Annotated in this window: 14 protein-coding genes and 1 pseudogene; 12 read left to right on the forward strand and 3 right to left on the reverse strand. The window is 56.9% G+C overall.

Features of this window, described 5'->3' with window-relative positions; genetic code table 11:
* Window positions 1-31: 31 nt before the first annotated feature.
* Together ACNT1W_RS04805 and ACNT1W_RS04810 are read right to left on the reverse strand one after the other, a co-directional pair.
* Entirely contained in the window at window positions 32-334 is a 303-nt protein-coding gene (locus ACNT1W_RS04805; RefSeq protein WP_419246470.1) for a hypothetical protein, read from the reverse strand.
* Between the two features lie 55 nt (window positions 335-389).
* The gene (locus ACNT1W_RS04810; protein WP_041418456.1) at window positions 390-1,289 is read right to left on the reverse strand and encodes a LysR family transcriptional regulator; all 900 of its coding nucleotides are present in this window, start codon (window positions 1,287-1,289) and stop codon (window positions 390-392) included.
* Window positions 1,290-1,458: 169 nt separating this feature from the next.
* Here ACNT1W_RS04810 and ACNT1W_RS04815 point away from each other — a divergent pair, with 169 nt between their 5' ends.
* The 6 genes and pseudogenes from ACNT1W_RS04815 (at window position 1,459) to ACNT1W_RS04840 (ending at window position 7,215) form a co-directional block, all read left to right on the forward strand.
* Window positions 1,459-2,157, forward strand: a complete 699-nt coding sequence (locus ACNT1W_RS04815) for a CoA transferase subunit A (protein WP_012005045.1) — start codon at window positions 1,459-1,461, stop codon at window positions 2,155-2,157.
* A 10-nt stretch (window positions 2,158-2,167) separates the two neighbouring features.
* On the forward strand, window positions 2,168-2,821 hold the full coding sequence (locus tag ACNT1W_RS04820; RefSeq protein ID WP_012005046.1) for a CoA transferase subunit B: 654 nt from the start codon (window positions 2,168-2,170) through the stop codon (window positions 2,819-2,821).
* Between the two features lie 23 nt (window positions 2,822-2,844).
* Window positions 2,845-4,026 carry an acetyl-CoA C-acetyltransferase gene (locus ACNT1W_RS04825; protein ID WP_419246854.1) on the forward strand — a complete coding sequence of 394 codons (1,182 nt, stop codon included), beginning with the start codon at window positions 2,845-2,847 and terminating at the stop codon, window positions 4,024-4,026.
* A gap of 16 nt (window positions 4,027-4,042) precedes the next feature.
* Window positions 4,043-4,966 carry a 3-hydroxyacyl-CoA dehydrogenase family protein gene (locus ACNT1W_RS04830; protein WP_419246471.1) on the forward strand — a complete coding sequence of 308 codons (924 nt, stop codon included), beginning with the start codon at window positions 4,043-4,045 and terminating at the stop codon, window positions 4,964-4,966.
* Between the two features lie 72 nt (window positions 4,967-5,038).
* Window positions 5,039-6,432 (forward strand): annotated as a pseudogene (locus ACNT1W_RS04835) (GntP family permease).
* A gap of 12 nt (window positions 6,433-6,444) precedes the next feature.
* Window positions 6,445-7,215 (forward strand): 3-hydroxybutyrate dehydrogenase, encoded by a 771-nt coding sequence (locus tag ACNT1W_RS04840; protein ID WP_261138706.1) that lies wholly within the window; start codon window positions 6,445-6,447, stop codon window positions 7,213-7,215.
* A 20-nt stretch (window positions 7,216-7,235) separates the two neighbouring features.
* Here the strand turns inward: ACNT1W_RS04840 and ACNT1W_RS04845 are convergent, their stop codons facing one another.
* A complete protein-coding gene (locus tag ACNT1W_RS04845) occupies window positions 7,236-8,054 on the reverse strand; it encodes an AraC family transcriptional regulator (protein WP_198010404.1) in 819 nt (272 codons plus the stop codon).
* Between the two features lie 122 nt (window positions 8,055-8,176).
* Between ACNT1W_RS04845 and ACNT1W_RS04850 the strand changes: the two genes are divergently transcribed.
* From ACNT1W_RS04850 to ACNT1W_RS04875, 6 genes are all read left to right on the forward strand, one after another.
* Window positions 8,177-9,055 carry a helix-turn-helix domain-containing protein gene (locus ACNT1W_RS04850; protein WP_112363094.1) on the forward strand — a complete coding sequence of 293 codons (879 nt, stop codon included), beginning with the start codon at window positions 8,177-8,179 and terminating at the stop codon, window positions 9,053-9,055.
* Window positions 9,056-9,221: 166 nt separating this feature from the next.
* A complete protein-coding gene (locus ACNT1W_RS04855) occupies window positions 9,222-10,142 on the forward strand; it encodes a L,D-transpeptidase family protein (RefSeq protein ID WP_012005053.1) in 921 nt (306 codons plus the stop codon).
* Window positions 10,143-10,560: 418 nt separating this feature from the next.
* Window positions 10,561-11,565, forward strand: coding sequence for an Rpn family recombination-promoting nuclease/putative transposase (locus tag ACNT1W_RS04860; protein WP_419246472.1), 1,005 nt, complete (start codon window positions 10,561-10,563; stop codon window positions 11,563-11,565).
* Between the two features lie 296 nt (window positions 11,566-11,861).
* Complete coding sequence (locus ACNT1W_RS04865; protein ID WP_012005055.1) at window positions 11,862-12,269, forward strand: ExbD/TolR family protein; 408 nt, start codon at window positions 11,862-11,864, stop codon at window positions 12,267-12,269.
* A gap of 1 nt (window position 12,270) precedes the next feature.
* The gene (locus ACNT1W_RS04870; RefSeq protein WP_259190121.1) at window positions 12,271-13,017 is read left to right on the forward strand and encodes an energy transducer TonB family protein; all 747 of its coding nucleotides are present in this window, start codon (window positions 12,271-12,273) and stop codon (window positions 13,015-13,017) included.
* Between the two features lie 39 nt (window positions 13,018-13,056).
* Window positions 13,057-15,300: a TonB-dependent receptor family protein gene (locus ACNT1W_RS04875; RefSeq protein ID WP_017891504.1), complete on the forward strand. Its 2,244-nt coding sequence runs from the start codon at window positions 13,057-13,059 to the stop codon at window positions 15,298-15,300.
* Window positions 15,301-15,312: the final 12 nt, after the last annotated feature.

A 15,312-nucleotide genomic window follows, 5' to 3' on the forward strand; every position in this document is an offset into this window, starting at 1 on the left:
GACATTCTAAATTTTTAGTAATATCAAGAGCTTATAGTTGTTGTGATTTTAATTCTCCTTCATTAGATGATGTGTTTATCATTTCAGTTATATCATTTTCTATTTTAGAAAAAGGCCGCATGTCTTTAACTTTTGACTTCAATCGATATGAGAAGATGAATACGGTGGTTAACATCGCATATAGTTGGATATATTTATTGGTGACGCTCCAACATCCTAAAGTGGCTAAAAAAATCCACACCCCTTCTATATTTAGAGACTCACGGAAGCGTTTGATATGTATCATATATCTTTTGATTTTATGCATGATATCTGAGCTGTTTTTTTCTTGCATTTTACAATCCTTTTATATTTATCGAATTTTAATAAGGATAAATAATTACTCTATATTAAACTCCACTCATCGCCATTTCCCGTTCAATTACCCCGGCCAGCGCCTGGGCCGCCGAAGACAGACGGTGCTGGGCGAGGCGGATCAGTCCGACGCGGCGTTCAATCACCGGGCCGAATAACGGCACGCAGGTTGCTCCTAACTCGCCCATCTGTTGTTCACACAGCGCCGGTACCGCGCTGGCGCCCAGTCCGTTAGCCACCATGCGGCCGACCGTCACCAACTGGTGGCTTTCAAACGCCACCTCCAGCGTTCTGCCGCTTTTCGCCAGCGTTTGTTCCAGCAACAGACGCACTGCAGAAGGGCGCTGCAGGGTAATAAAGTCCAGCGTCAGCAACTCTTTCCAGCTCACCTGCGCCCGGCTCGCCAGCGGTGAATGCTTTGGCACCACCGCGACAAAGCGATCGTTGCACAACGGGGTGAAGTGCAGGGTATCGCTGGGCTCCGGCTCGAAGGCAATGCCCATTTCCACCCGGCCTTCGCGGATCATCTCGAACACCTGCTCGTTAATCACGTCGTGCACCGCCACATTGATCCCGGCGTAGTGATCGCGAAACACTTTCAGGATCGGCGGCAGCGGGTTGGCAGCGAACGAAGGCATGGCAGCGATCGCCACTTTGCCCAGTTGCAGGGTAAAGCGCTGACGCATCGCCTCTTCCGCATTGTCCCAGTCCGCCAACAGTTGGCGCGCCATCGGGAAGAAGCTTTCCCCTTCCGGCGTCAGCGCCACACGCCGGGTGGTACGCAGCAGCAACTGCCCCCCCAGCACCTCTTCCAGTCCGCGAATGGCGAGACTCAGCGCCGGCTGCGAAATATTCAGCCGTTCGCTCGCCTGGGCGAAGTTAAGAGTGTGAGCTACCGCTAAAAACGCGCGTAACTGTTTGATGCTCATTTTCATTTTTGAATTATTTAACTCTTTTGAAAACAGTAATTAACAATTTATTAATAAAAATTTTAAATCAATGGGGCACAAAAACAAAATTAACAAATCATTTTTGTGACCTGATGATGCCTTTGCACAGGCAGGGGCATGCCGCCCACGGCCACAGAATACTCAGAGGCAGCCAATGGCAGGGCTCGATAAACGCGTCGCAAGCTACCAGGAAGCGCTGGCAGGCCTGACGGACAATATGACGGTGTTGGCGGGCGGTTTCGGCCTGTGCGGCATCCCGGAAAACCTGATTAATGAGATCCGTCGCTTGGGAGTAACCGGCCTGACGGTGGTATCAAACAACTGCGGCGTCGACGGCTTTGGCCTCGGCCTGCTGCTGGAAAACCGGCAGATCCGCAAGGTGGTGGCCTCCTACGTTGGTGAGAACGCGCTGTTCGAGCAGCAGGCGATCAGCGGTGAACTGGAAGTGGAACTGACGCCGCAGGGTTCTCTGGCAGAAAAAATCCGCGCCGGGGGCGCCGGTATCCCGGCGTTCTTCACCGCTACTGGCTACGGCACCCCGGTGGCCGAAGGCAAGGAGGTACGCGAGTTCAACGGCCGCCCTTACATCATGGAGCAGGCGATCACCGGTGACTTCGCCATCATCAAGGGCTGGAAGGCCGATCACTTCGGCAATGTCATCTATCGCCACACCGCACAGAACTTTAACCCGCTGATGGCCACCGCCGGGCGAATCACCGTAGTGGAGGTGGAAGAGATCGTCGCGCCGGGCGAGCTGGATCCGGCCGCGATCCACACCCCCGGCATCTACGTTGACCGCCTGATCCAGGGCAGTTTCGAAAAGCGCATTGAACAGCGCACTCTGCGTACCTGAGGAGAACCCCATGCTTACCCGTGAACAAATGGCGCAGCGCGTGGCACAAGAACTGCGTGACGGCGACTACGTCAATCTGGGGATCGGCATTCCGACGCTGGTGGCCAACTATGTGCCGCCGGGCATGGACGTGATGCTGCAATCCGAAAACGGCCTGCTGGGAATGGGCGGCTTCCCGACCGAGGCTGAGCTGGATGCCGACATGATCAACGCCGGTAAGCAGACGGTCACCGCCCGTATCGGCGCCTCGATTTTCGACTCGGCACAGTCGTTCGCCATGATCCGTGGCGGCCATGTCGATCTCACCGTATTGGGCGCTTTTGAAGTGGACGTTGAAGGCAACATCGCCTCGTGGATGATCCCCGGCAAGTTGGTGAAGGGCATGGGCGGCGCGATGGACCTGGTGGCCGGTGCGGAGAACATCATTGTGGTGATGACCCACGCGTCAAAGAGTGGCGAGTCCAAGCTGTTACCGCGCTGCACGTTGCCGTTGACCGGTGCCGGTTGCATTCGCAAGGTTCTGACCGACCTGGCCTATCTGGAAATTGAAAACGGTGCCTTTGTGCTGCGCGAACGTGCGCCCGGCGTCAGCGTGGAGGAGATTGTCGCCAAAACCGCTGGTCGGCTGATAGTGCCGACTCAGGTGCCGGAGATGCGCTTCTGATGATGTTATCCAGGGAGAAAACCATGCAACAGGTAGTGATTGTAGCGGCGACTCGCACGCCGATTGGCAGTTTTCAGGGCGTGTTGGCCTCATTGTCGGCGGTGGATCTGGGAACTGTGGTGGTGAAAGCCCTGCTGGCCCGCAGCGGGGTTGCAGCGGATCAGGTGGATGAGGTGATCCTCGGGCAGGTGCTGACGGCCGGTTGTGGCCAGAACCCGGCACGCCAGACCGCATTGAACGCCGGGCTGCCCCATAGCGTGCCGGCGCTAACCATCAACAAAGTCTGTGGCTCCGGTCTGAAAGCGATTCATCTGGCGGTGCAGGCGATCCGCTGTGGTGACGCCGAGGTGATTATCGCCGGGGGGCAGGAAAGCATGAGTCAGTCGCCGTATCTGATGAACGGCGCGCGTGCCGGGCTGCGGCTGGGCCACGGTCAGTTGACTGACAGCGTGATCCAGGACGGCCTGTGGGATGCCTTCAACGATTATCACATGGGTATCACCGCCGAAAATCTGGCGGAGAAATACGCCATCAGTCGCAGCGAGCAGGATGAGTTTGCGCTGCGTTCACAACAGAAAACCCAGGCCGCCCAACAGGCCGGACGTTTTGTGGCGGAAATCACTCCGGTCGAGGTCGCCAAACCCAAAGGGGAAGTGCTGCGGGTGGCCAGTGACGAGCAACCCCGCGGCGACGCCACGCTGGAAAGTCTGGCCCGGCTGCGTCCGGCGTTCCGCAAAGACGGTACGGTGACCGCCGGTAACGCTTCCTCAATTAACGACGGTGCGGCGGCGGTGCTGTTGATGAGCGCGGCGAAGGCGGCAGAGCTGAAGCTGCCGGTGCTGGCGCGCATTGCCGGCTATGCGGCATCGGGTGTTGATCCGGCGATCATGGGGATTGGTCCGGTACCGGCGGCGCGTCGCTGTCTGGCCAATGCCGGTTGGTCGCTGAGCGAAGTCGATTTGATCGAGGCCAATGAGGCCTTTGCCGCACAGGCGCTGGCCGTCGGCCGCGAACTGGAGTGGGACAGCGCCAGGGTCAATGTTAACGGCGGGGCGATAGCGCTCGGGCATCCGATCGGGGCTTCCGGTTGCCGTATTTTGGTCACGCTGTTGTATGAGATGCAGCGCCGTGAGGTCAACAAGGGGCTGGCGATGCTGTGCATCGGCGGCGGACAGGGCGTGGCGCTGGCGGTTGAGCGCGGCTGATACCCAGGAGGAAACTATGCGTTCATCTGAGACTGTGGTGCTGGGCGCCGGGCTGATGGGGGTTGGCATCGCCACCCACTTTGCCCGCCACGGCCACGACGTCCTGCTGTATGACCCGGACTCGCAGCGGCTGGCGGAGGTTGCGGTGGTCGCGGGCAGTATTCTGGCGGAGCTGATCGAGGTTGGGCAGTTTGCGGCGGCAGAGCAGGCGATGGTGCTGGCACGTCTGAGCGTGACCGACGATCTGAACGATGTGGCCCGCGCCCGGCTGTTGATCGAGGCGATCCCCGAGCGCCTGGCGCTCAAGCACGCCTTGTACGAACAGCTGGAAGGGCTGATTGCCGACGATGCGGTGATCGCCAGCAACACCAGCGGTCTGCCGCCGGATGAGTTGGCGGTCAGAATGATCCATCCGCAGCGCCTGTTGATCGCCCATTTTTGGAATCCGCCGCACCTGATCCCGCTGGTGGAGATCGTACCCGGCAGTGCCACCGATCCCCGTTATCTGACCGCGGTGCAGGAATTGCTCAGTAGCATGGCGCTGGAGGCGGTGCTGCTGGACCGTGCCGCACCGGGGTTCGTTGGCAACCGGCTGCAGTTTGCGCTGCTGCGCGAGGCGCTACACATCGTGCAAAGCGGCATTGCCAGCCCGCAGGTGGTGGATCAGGTGATGCGCGCTTCGCTTGGGCGGCGTTACGCGATGGTCGGACCGTTGGAGGCCGCTGATATGACCGGTCTGGAGACGGTAGCGGATATCGCCGGCCACTTGCTGCCGGAGCTGGCGACCGATGACAGCATGATGGCGCTGGTGGAAAGCCGGCTCCGCCAGGGCAACACTGGCCAACGCAGCGGCCAGGGATTTTATCACTGGGATGAAGCACGCAGGGAACGCATTCAACAGCGGCGGGCGCACCAGCTGCGCTTTGCTCTGAAACCTTAACCGCACCCAACAACAATAATGAGTTGCTCAATATGGCTGGCGTGGTTCAGACATCAAGGGCAATAGGGAGTGATGATGAGCGTTCTGATTGCCCTGGCAGCACTGGGAGTCCTGATGCTGGCCGCCTATCGCGGCTACAGCGTTATTTTGTTTGCCCCGATCGCCGCGCTGGGCGCGGTGTTATTGACCGATCCCGGCGCGGTCGCCCCGACCTTCACCGGGCTGTTATGGAAAAGATGGTCGGCTTCGTCAAACTCTACTTCCCGGTGTTTCTGCTGGGGGCGGTGTTTGGCAAACTGATTGAACTGTCCGGTTTTTCCCGCTCGATTGTGGCAGCGGCGATTAACATCCTCGGCCGTCGCCACGCTATCCCGGTGATTGTGCTGGTCTGTGCACTGCTGACCTACGGCGGCGTCTCGCTGTTTGTGGTGGCGTTTGCGGTCTATCCCTTCGCCGCCGAGCTGTTTCGCCAGAGCGGTATCCCCAAACGGCTGATCCCGGCGACGGTGGCGCTCGGCGCGTTTTCCTTCACCATGGATGCGCTGCCCGGCACGCCACAGATCCAGAACATCATTCCGACCAGCTTTTTCGGCACCAATGCCTGGGCCGCACCCTGGCTGGGGTTGATTGGCTCGCTGTTTATCATCGCGGTCGGCCTGTTTTATCTTGAACGCCAGCGCCGCAAGGCACAGGCACGGGGTGAAGGCTACGGCACCGAACTGCTCAACGAGCCTGAAACCCCGGACAACATCAATTTACCCAATCCGCTGATCGCCATTATGCCGTTGATCCTGGTGGGTTTGCTGAACCTGGGCTTTACCCACTGGATCCCGCAGTGGTATGGCGTCAGCCACGAGTTGACCCTGCCGGGGTTGGCCAAGCCGATCACCACCGAGATCGGCAAGATCACCGCCATCTGGGCGGTGGAGGCGGCGTTGGTGTCGGGTATTCTGCTGGTGCTGATTTTTGGTTTCCGCAACGTTCGCGGACGGCTGGCGGAGGGCAGTAAAACGGCGGTCGGCGGGGCGATTTTGGCCGCGATGAACACCGCTTCGGAATACGGCTTTGGCGCAGTGATCGCGGCACTGCCGGGGTTTCTGGTGCTGTCGAAGGCGCTGGCAACCATTCCCAACCCGCTGGTGAACGAGGCGGTCAGCGTCACGCTGCTGGCGGGCATCACCGGTTCGGCCTCCGGCGGCATGAGTATCGCGCTGGCGGCCATGTCCGAATCCTTTATCGCCGCCGCCCATGCCGCGAATATCCCACTGGAAGTGCTGCACCGGGTGGCCTCCATGGCCAGCGGTGGCATGGACACCTTGCCGCATAACGGTGCGGTGATCACCCTGCTGGCGATCACCGGTCTTAGCCATAGGCAGGCCTATGGTGGCATCTTCGCCATCACCCTGATTAAGAGCGCCGCAGTGCTGTTTGTGATTGGCGTGTTCTACCTGACCGGCATTGTTTAAAGGAGCAACAACATGAATTTACAAGGCAAAACGGCACTGGTGACCGGTTCGACCAGCGGTATCGGCCTCGGGCTGGCCGCCAGCCTGGCGGCCGCGGGCGCCCAGGTGATCCTCAACGGTTTTGGCGAGGTGGAGCAGGCGAAGGCACATATCGCAGGTTTGGGCGCCGCGCCCGGCTACCACGACGCGGATCTCAGCGATCCGCAACAGATCGCCGACCTGATGCGCTATGTCGAGCTGGAGTTTGGTGGCACCGACATTCTGGTCAATAACGCCGGTATTCAGCATGTTGCACCCCTGGAGTCATTCCCGGCCGATAAATGGAACGCGATTATCGCGATTAATCTGTCGTCGGTGTTCCACACCAGCCGCCTGGCACTGCCGGGTATGCGAGAGCGCGGTTGGGGACGGATTATCAACGTTGCCTCGGTGCATGGGTTGGTGGCATCCAAAGACAAGGCGGCCTATGTGGCGGCCAAACACGGCGTGGTGGGGCTGACCAAAACCATCGCGCTGGAAACCGCGCGTAGCGCCATTACCTGCAACGCCATCTGTCCCGGTTGGGTGCTGACGCCGTTGGTGCAGCAGCAAATTGACCAACGGATTGCCGCCGGCACCGATCCACAGCAGGCCCGCAATGACCTGCTGGCGGAGAAACAGCCCTCGCTGGAGTTTGTGACGCCGGAGCAGTTGGGGGAACTGGCGCTGTTTCTGTGCAGCGACGCCGCAGTGCAGGTGCGCGGTGCCGCCTGGAATATGGATGGCGGCTGGTTGGCGCAGTAACTTTGTGGCCGGTTTCGGTACTACATGACGATCCCGGCCCCTTGCGCCCGGTCCGCCGCATTTTTCTCTGCCAGATAGCGCGCCGGCGGTTTACCCACCGCTTTTCTGAACATGGTGACAAAACCGCTGGCGCTTTCGTAGCCCAGATCCAGCGCCACCCGTTGCACGCTGTCACCCTGGGTCAGCCGTTGCAGCGCCAGCACCACGTGCAATTGTCGCCGCCAGTGGCCAAAGCTCATGCCCATTTGTTGTTGCAGAGTGCGGTTGAGCGAGCGTTCGCTCATGCCGATACGCTGCGCCCATTGGCCAAGTGTCGCCTTGTCCGCCGGGTTGGCCAGCAGCCGCTCCGTTAACTGGCGAATGCGCGCGTCATTGGAGACCGGCAGGTGCAGATTCTCAACCGGCGCCTTGACCAACTGATCCAACAATACGCCGGCCAATCGTCCTTCCGGGCCTTGTTGGTCGTACAGCTGTTCGAAAGCGCTGGCCTGGAACAGCAGTTCACGCAGCAGCGGTGACACCGCCAGCGTACAGCAGTGGGTCGGCAACCCGGCGATAGCATCCTGATCGACAAACAGGCAGTAGCACTCACTGGCACTGGCCCCCTGGGCGTTATGCAGCACATTGCTGGGCATCCATAACGCACACTGTGGCGGCACCAGCCACAGACCGTTTTCCACCTCGCAACGGATCATGCCGCGCACCGTATAAATCAGCTGTGCTTTGCGGTGCCGGTGATGGGTGATCTCCCAATCTTTATCAATGGTGGAGCCCTGCACGGCAAAAATGGCGCGCGGTACCTGATCGATATCGAAACGCGGCTCGGTGATAAAGGTCATGAGAATAATTCTCAGTTTGGCGTAATTGAAAAACATTATGTCCTGATTGTGCAATGTGGTCTAGCACCGCGACCGATACAGTGAGCGCTGGTTTTGGCACTCTCAGGAGATAAGGTGGCGCTATGTATCAACAACAGGTCATTACGGCACTGCTGGCCTGGATCGAGCAAAACCTCGACCAGCCGCTGACGCTCGACGATATTGCGGCCAAATCAGGCTATTCCAAATGGCACCTGCAGCGGTTATTCAAAGAGTTAACCGGCGAAATCCTGGGAACTTACGCCCGGCGCAGGCGGCTGACGGCCGCCGCACGCGAACTGCGGCTCACCAATCACGGCGTGGCCTTTATCGCCGACAAGTATCAGTTTGATTCCCAGCAGACTTTCACCCGCTGTTTCAAAAAGCAGTTTGGTATGCCGCCGGCCGGTTATCGCCGCAGTACCGACTGGTCAGGGCAGGGGATGCAGCCTCCGCTGCGGCCGATGGATGCGCCATTACCACAGGCGGAGATCATTACGCTGCCGGCAATGCAATTGATTGGCCACACCCAGCACCGCAGTTGTACGTTGGGACAGCTGCTGCATTCGAAAAACGAGCTGCGTCAGCATGCCTGGCGGCAGATGATGCCGAAGGAAGCCGAAACCTTGGCGGTGGTCTATGGCCTTACCAGTCTGGAGGCCGACAGCAGGCTACGCGGTAGGCAACGGATGGCTTATACCCTGGCGTTGGCGGACGAGCGGGCAGAAGGCGAACGGGTATTGATCGAGCAGGGCGACTACGCCAGCTTTACCTATCAGGGGCAGGTTGAAGAGTTACAAAACTTTATCGCCCGCCTGTATGACACCGCGATACCCATGATGAAAGCAATACGGCGGCCGGGTAAGGATATCGAGCGTTTTTATCCCGCGTTGGGTGGCGTTTGCAGCGCCGGCGGTACGGCGATCCGCTGCGAATATCTGATCCCTATCCGCCTGATGTCAGCGCCAATTGCCGCGCTTTAGCGGCGGTTTTCACAGTGACTCCTCTTCGTGCCGCACCAGGTTACAAAAAAGTTCGATATTGCGCCGGTAATGTTTCACACTTAGGTCGATGTGCACATATAATGCGCATCCGGTCTTTCATGGCCGAAATAACCTATAACTGCCAGTGGCCATAACCTACACGAAGATGAAAATGAGCATTCGCGCGTTACTAACCCTGTTTACGGCACTGGTGGTATTCAGCCAAGCTGCCTTCGCCGTTGTCTATCCTTTACCTGCCAAAGACAGCCGTCTGGTAGGTGAGAACATCCAAATCACCGTACCGGAAGACAGCAAGCTGCCGCTGGAGAGCTTTGCCGCTCAATACCAGATGGGCCTGAGCAATATGCTGGAAGCCAACCCGGGTGTGGATCCGTTCCTGCCGAAGGCCGGCAGCACCCTGACCATCCCTCAGCAGCTGATCCTGCCTGACGCTCCGCGTGAAGGCATCATCATCAACAGCGCCGAGATGCGTCTGTACTACTACCCGAAAGGCACCAACACGGTGATCGTGCTGCCAATCGGTATCGGCCAGTTGGGTAAAGATACCCCTCTGAACTGGACCACCACGGTACAGCGCAAGAAAGACGGCCCAACCTGGACGCCAACCGCCAAGATGCGCGCAGAATACGCCGCTGACGGCGAGATCCTGCCAGCGGTATTCCCGGCCGGTCCTGACAACCCGATGGGGCTGTATGCGTTGTACGTTGGTCGTCTGTATGCGATCCACGGTACCAACGCCAACTTCGGTATCGGTCTGCGCGTGAGCCACGGCTGCGTGCGTCTGCGTGCTGACGACATCAAGTTCCTGTTCGATAACGTGCCGGTCGGGACTCGTGTGCAATTTATCAACGAGCCGATCAAAGTCAGCGTAGAGCCGGACGGTTCCCGTTACCTGGAAGTGCACAACCCGCTTTCCGCTAACGAAGAGCAGCTGAAGTCGAAAGACCCGGTGCCGTTGACCATCTCTGCGCCAGTAGGCAAAGTGATGATGGACCCAGCCGTTAACCAGAGCGAAGTGGACGCGGCAATGAAAGCCCGTTCCGGTATGCCGGTTAAAGTGAACTGATTAAATCAGTACTGCAAACAAGACGCCTGCGGGCGTCTTTTTTTATGGTGGTTATTTTAAATAAAAATATTTATCTCTCAAAAAAGTGAATTATCGTCATGTGGATGGGATAGTTATAATTTAAATATTCCGTAGTTATATTTTAAAGGTGTCTTACCGTTGTGAGATATATATAAATCAATGCTGGATGGCCATGATTAACCTGTTTGTAAATAATATAAACACTCTGAATTAGTTCAGGTTGATATATTTTTTTCAGAATTTTGTTTTAAGTTTAATTTATTATTTTCATTTTAATTCATGGTGTTGTGTCGTGTTTGTCTCTGTATTGCGCGTTCACTTTACCATGGTCGCTAATATAACCAGGTAGTTGCTTGTGATAGTGTGGAATTAAATAATACGCAAAGGCTATCAGGGAATGAAAAAGAAAAACAAAACGCCAACGCCACACGATGCGGCATTTCGTCAGTTTTTGACGCAGCCGGAAATTGCCCGCGACTTTATGGAGCTCCATCTTCCGCCAGAACTGCGTGCCATCTGCGACCTCAGTACGTTGAAACTGGAATCCGGTTCTTTCGTTGAAGATGACCTTCGCCAGTATTTCAGCGATGTGCTCTACAGCCTGAAAACCACTGCCGGGGATGATGGTTATATCCACGTACTTATTGAGCATCAGTCTACACCCGATAAACACATGGCTTTCAGGCTAATCAGGTATGCAATAGCGGCCATGCAGAGACATTTGGACGCCGGTCACAAAAAACTGCCGTTGGTGATACCTGTCCTGTTTTATACCGGCAAACGCACTCCTTATCCTTATTCCACCAACTGGCTGCGGGAGTTTTACGATCCGGAACTGGCGGGAAAACTCTATACGGCCGAATTTCCGCTGGTCGATGTGACGGTTATCCCTGATAACGAGATCATGGGCCATCGCAGCATGGCCGCACTGACCTTGCTGCAGAAACATATTCGGCAGCGGGACCTGGCAGAGCTGACTGACAAACTGGCCACTATCCTGCTGAGTGGCTATCTGTCTTCGCCACAGGTGATTTCGCTGGTACACTATATTCTTCTGGCCGGAGAAGCGTCCGATGCTGAAGCCTTTGTACGCGAATTGGCACTGTGGGTACCGCAACATGAGGATGAACTAATGACTATTGCACAACAGCTTGAGCAGAAGGGCATCGAAAAAGGCATCGAGCAGGGTATCGAACAGGGTATCGAACAGGGTATCGAAATGGGCATCGAGAAGGGCATCCCGCTTGGTGAACAGCGCGGTATCGAGAAAGGGCGTCAAGAAGGCGTGCTTGAAGGAAAACTTACCGTTGCCCGCGCCATGCTGGCGAACGGTATCGACCACGACTCGGTAATGAAAATGACCGGTTTGACGGTTGAAGACCTGGCGCAAATCCGCCATTAATTGTGTGAACCCCTCCTCCTAAATCCTGATGCAAAAGCACGGTCTGAAGATCTTGCTATAAAGTGTCAGGATAATCACAAACTCCCTTCCTATGCATTAACCGCTATAAGTTCCTCCTCGTCATTATTCCATTAAAAATCATATCCAATTAACCAGTTATATAACCCCTCTGACCAGTTACTCGCTGGGAATATTCTCTCAAAATGTGTTCACTGTGAGAATAAGATCACACAAGCGTAACAAAAGGTAAACATAGGCTCTCTATATTGGCTGCTTTGCTTTTGGGAGGGAGTGCCATGCGTAACTGGAACGAGCCGAAGAAGAACAAAGCGCACATCGAACTGATCCCGATGATCGACGTGATGATGTTTTTGCTGGTGTTTTTTGTGTTGATTAGCCTGAATGTGATCCCGGCCCTCGGGCTGAAAACTCAGTTGCCGTCCGCCGGCAGTGCGCAGCAGTTGAAACCGCAGAAGAAGGCGATCATTACGCTGGGTGCCGAAGATCAACTGCAGCTCGACGGCCAGCCGTTGGCGCTGAGTGCGCTGGTCAGCACGCTAAAGCAACAGCAACAGGAAAACCAGACCACCACCATTATCGTCAACAGCGACAAGGGCGTCGCGGTAGAGCGGCTGGTGGCGGTGATGGATAACCTGCGTCAGGGCGGTTTTTACTCTGTCTCTATCGCCACACGGAAGCTGTGACATGTATCTGCTCTATCGTTCACGTCACCTTTTCAGTTGGTTACCGGCGCTGATCGTCGTCGGCTGCGTACTGTTTGCCAGCCAGCAGGCGGCGCTGAAAATTCAGCCGCGCTATGACGAAACCGCCATGGAATTGGCGTTGGTCGAGCCTGAACCTGCACCAGAACCTCAAGCGGAAACACCACCGGAGCCGCAACCCGAACCCCCGCCGCCAGAGCCGGAAGCGATCCCCGAACCGGTTGTGCCGGCACCGGAGCCGATTATCGAAGCCAAACCGGTGCCCAAACCACAGCCGAAACCCAAGCCCAAGCCAGTAAAAGAAAAAGCCAGGCCGGTGGAGAAGGCTAAACCTGTTGCGGCCCCTGCAGCGCCGAAGGCACTGGTCAGCAAACCGGTGGCACAACCTGCCCCGGTCGCCCCGGCGGCGCCGAAAGTGAATGCGCAGGCAATCGAAAACGGTTATCTGCAGGCGCTGCGTCATGAGCTGGAGCAGCGCAAGCGCTATCCAAGCGGGCGGCAGGCGTCACTTGAGCGGCCGCAGGGCAACGTCGAGGTCTGGCTGGAGGTCGATCGCAGCGGTCGTGTGCTCTCGTCCGGCATCGCCAATAAAGCGGCCAGCATGCTGCTCAACCGTGCGGCGCTAAGCAGTCTGCAAAGCATCAGCCAGGTGAAGCCGTTCCCAAGCGAGGCTTTCAACGGGCAAACAACAAAACGATTTTCAGCCACGTTCAATTATCAGGCGCCTTGACGCCTGGCATAACAGTTTGATTTTTATGGGAAGGGAACAATGAAATCTTTCAATCGATCTGGGCTTTATCTGGCGGTGATGTCGGCGATATTGCCGGGGGCGGCGCTGGCGGCGGACTCGACCGACGTCGGTACCATCAGCGTAAAAGGGCAGTCGCTGGGCGGTGGCATGATGGTGCAGGACGATAGCGCCAAGGGGCGATCGACCGTCACCAAAGAGGCAATGGATAAAATGCCGGCGGCGGCCAACGCCATCGACAAACTGAAATATACCCCAGGCCTGAACGTCAACAGCAACGACGCCAGCGGCCTGAGCGGCGTCGATTACACCATGCGCGGTATGAACTCAGATCAAATCGGCCTGTCGATGGACGGCATTCCGATTAACGATTCCGGCAACTACGCGGTTTACCCAAACCTGCTGGGCGACTCGGAAAACCTGGAGGAGGTGTTCGTCACCCAGGGTTCGTCTGAGGTGGATGGCCCGCATATCGGTTCCAGCGGCGGCAACATTGGTATGGTGACGCGCCGTCCGGCAAAAGATTTCGGTGGCTTCGTCAAACAGACGCTGGGCAGCAACAACCTGAGCAAAACCTTCGCCCGTCTGGAGACCGGTGAGTACAACGGCTTCAGCAACTGGATTTCCTACTCGCACACCGAGGCGAAAAAGTGGCGAGGGGAAGGGCGCGAGTACTCCAATAAGTTCGAAATGAACTCGTTGTATGAGGACGGCAACGGCAACAGCAGCAACCTGATCATGAAGTACAACCAGCAGAATAACGTCAACTACAACACCCTGAGCAAGGCGCAGTTTGAAAATGACGGCCGTTATACCGACTACGCCACCACGCCGGAGTACAACAGCAAGGGCCAGTTGAACAAGTACTACAAACTCAACCGCAACCCGTTTGACACCTTCACGTTGTCGTTCACCCAGAAGCTGCAACTGCGCGACAACCTGGCGTTGACTCTGCAACCCTATTACTACTGGGGTAATGGCGGCAGCTTCACCGGCCAGACCGCTTCGGTGTTGTCCAATACTTCGGATAAGGCCGGTCAGTACGATCTGAGCAATTTGCAGTCCAACACCTATTACCGCCCTTCCTGGACGCAAACCTGGCGGCCGGGCATTACCACCAAGTTGAAGTGGGACATCAACGATCAGCACAGCCTGGATATCGGCTACTGGTATGAACGTGCGCGCCAGTCGCAGACCCAGCCGTTTATCGGCATCAAGGACGACGGTAACCCGGAGCAACTCTCTGGCAAACCGGGCGGCAGCGATCAGGTGAAGGACGCCAATGGCAAAACCGTGCAGGGGCGCAACCAATACACCATCACCCCGGCACAAAAAGTTTGGCTGCAGGACACCTGGTTCGCCACGCCGGACTGGACCTTTGTCGGCGGGCTGGCTTATCAGTACGTTGAGCGAAAAGGGGATAACAAGGGCAGCCTGTACAACGTGCCGGAAAAGCGTGATGCCAAATATCATGAATTCCTGCCGAATTTCAGCGCCAGCTACAAGCTGAACCAGGAAAACCAGGTGTTCTACAACCTGACGCGCAACATGCGTACTCCGCCGAACTACGTGCTGTACAACGTGGGCGACTCGCTTAGTACCAAACCGGAACTGAGCTGGAACCACGAGCTGGGCTGGCGTTTCCAGCAGGAAAATATGCTGATGAGTGCCACGCTGTTCTATATGCGCTACAGCGATCGTCAAATCTCCACCACCAACTCGTCCGGCGATTACGAGATGATGAACATCGGTAATGTGGAGAACAAAGGGCTGGAGCTGGAGTGGAGCGGCCAGTTGCCGCATAACTTCAACTACTACACCTCGTACACTTACACCCAGTCCAGGCAGAAGAGCGACATTGTCAGCAACGGCGGCCAGCCGCTGCCGACCAGTGGCAAAGAGGTGCCGAACGTGCCGAAAAACCTGCTCAACATGACGTTGGGTTATGACGATGGCCTGTATTACAGCAGCGTCAGCGGCAAATACGTCAGTTCGTTCTACGGCGACCTGACCAACGACGAGAAGATCGGCGGCCGCACGGTGTTCGATCTGGCGGCGGGGGTGCATCTGCCGGTAGACAAGAAGATCGTCAAGAGCGCGGCGTTGCGCTTTGGTATCAGCAACCTGTTCGACAAGGAGTACCTGACATCGGTGCGTACCACCACCTTCAACGCAGCGCCGTATGGCGGCGTGAAGGCCAGTACGCCGTACTACAACGTCGGGGAAGAACGTACCTTCAGCGTATCGCTGGAAGCCACCTTTTAACCAATCCGAGAT

The organism is Serratia sp. NFX21, assembly GCF_048517035.1.
Taxonomy (GTDB): domain Bacteria; phylum Pseudomonadota; class Gammaproteobacteria; order Enterobacterales; family Enterobacteriaceae; genus Serratia; species Serratia quinivorans.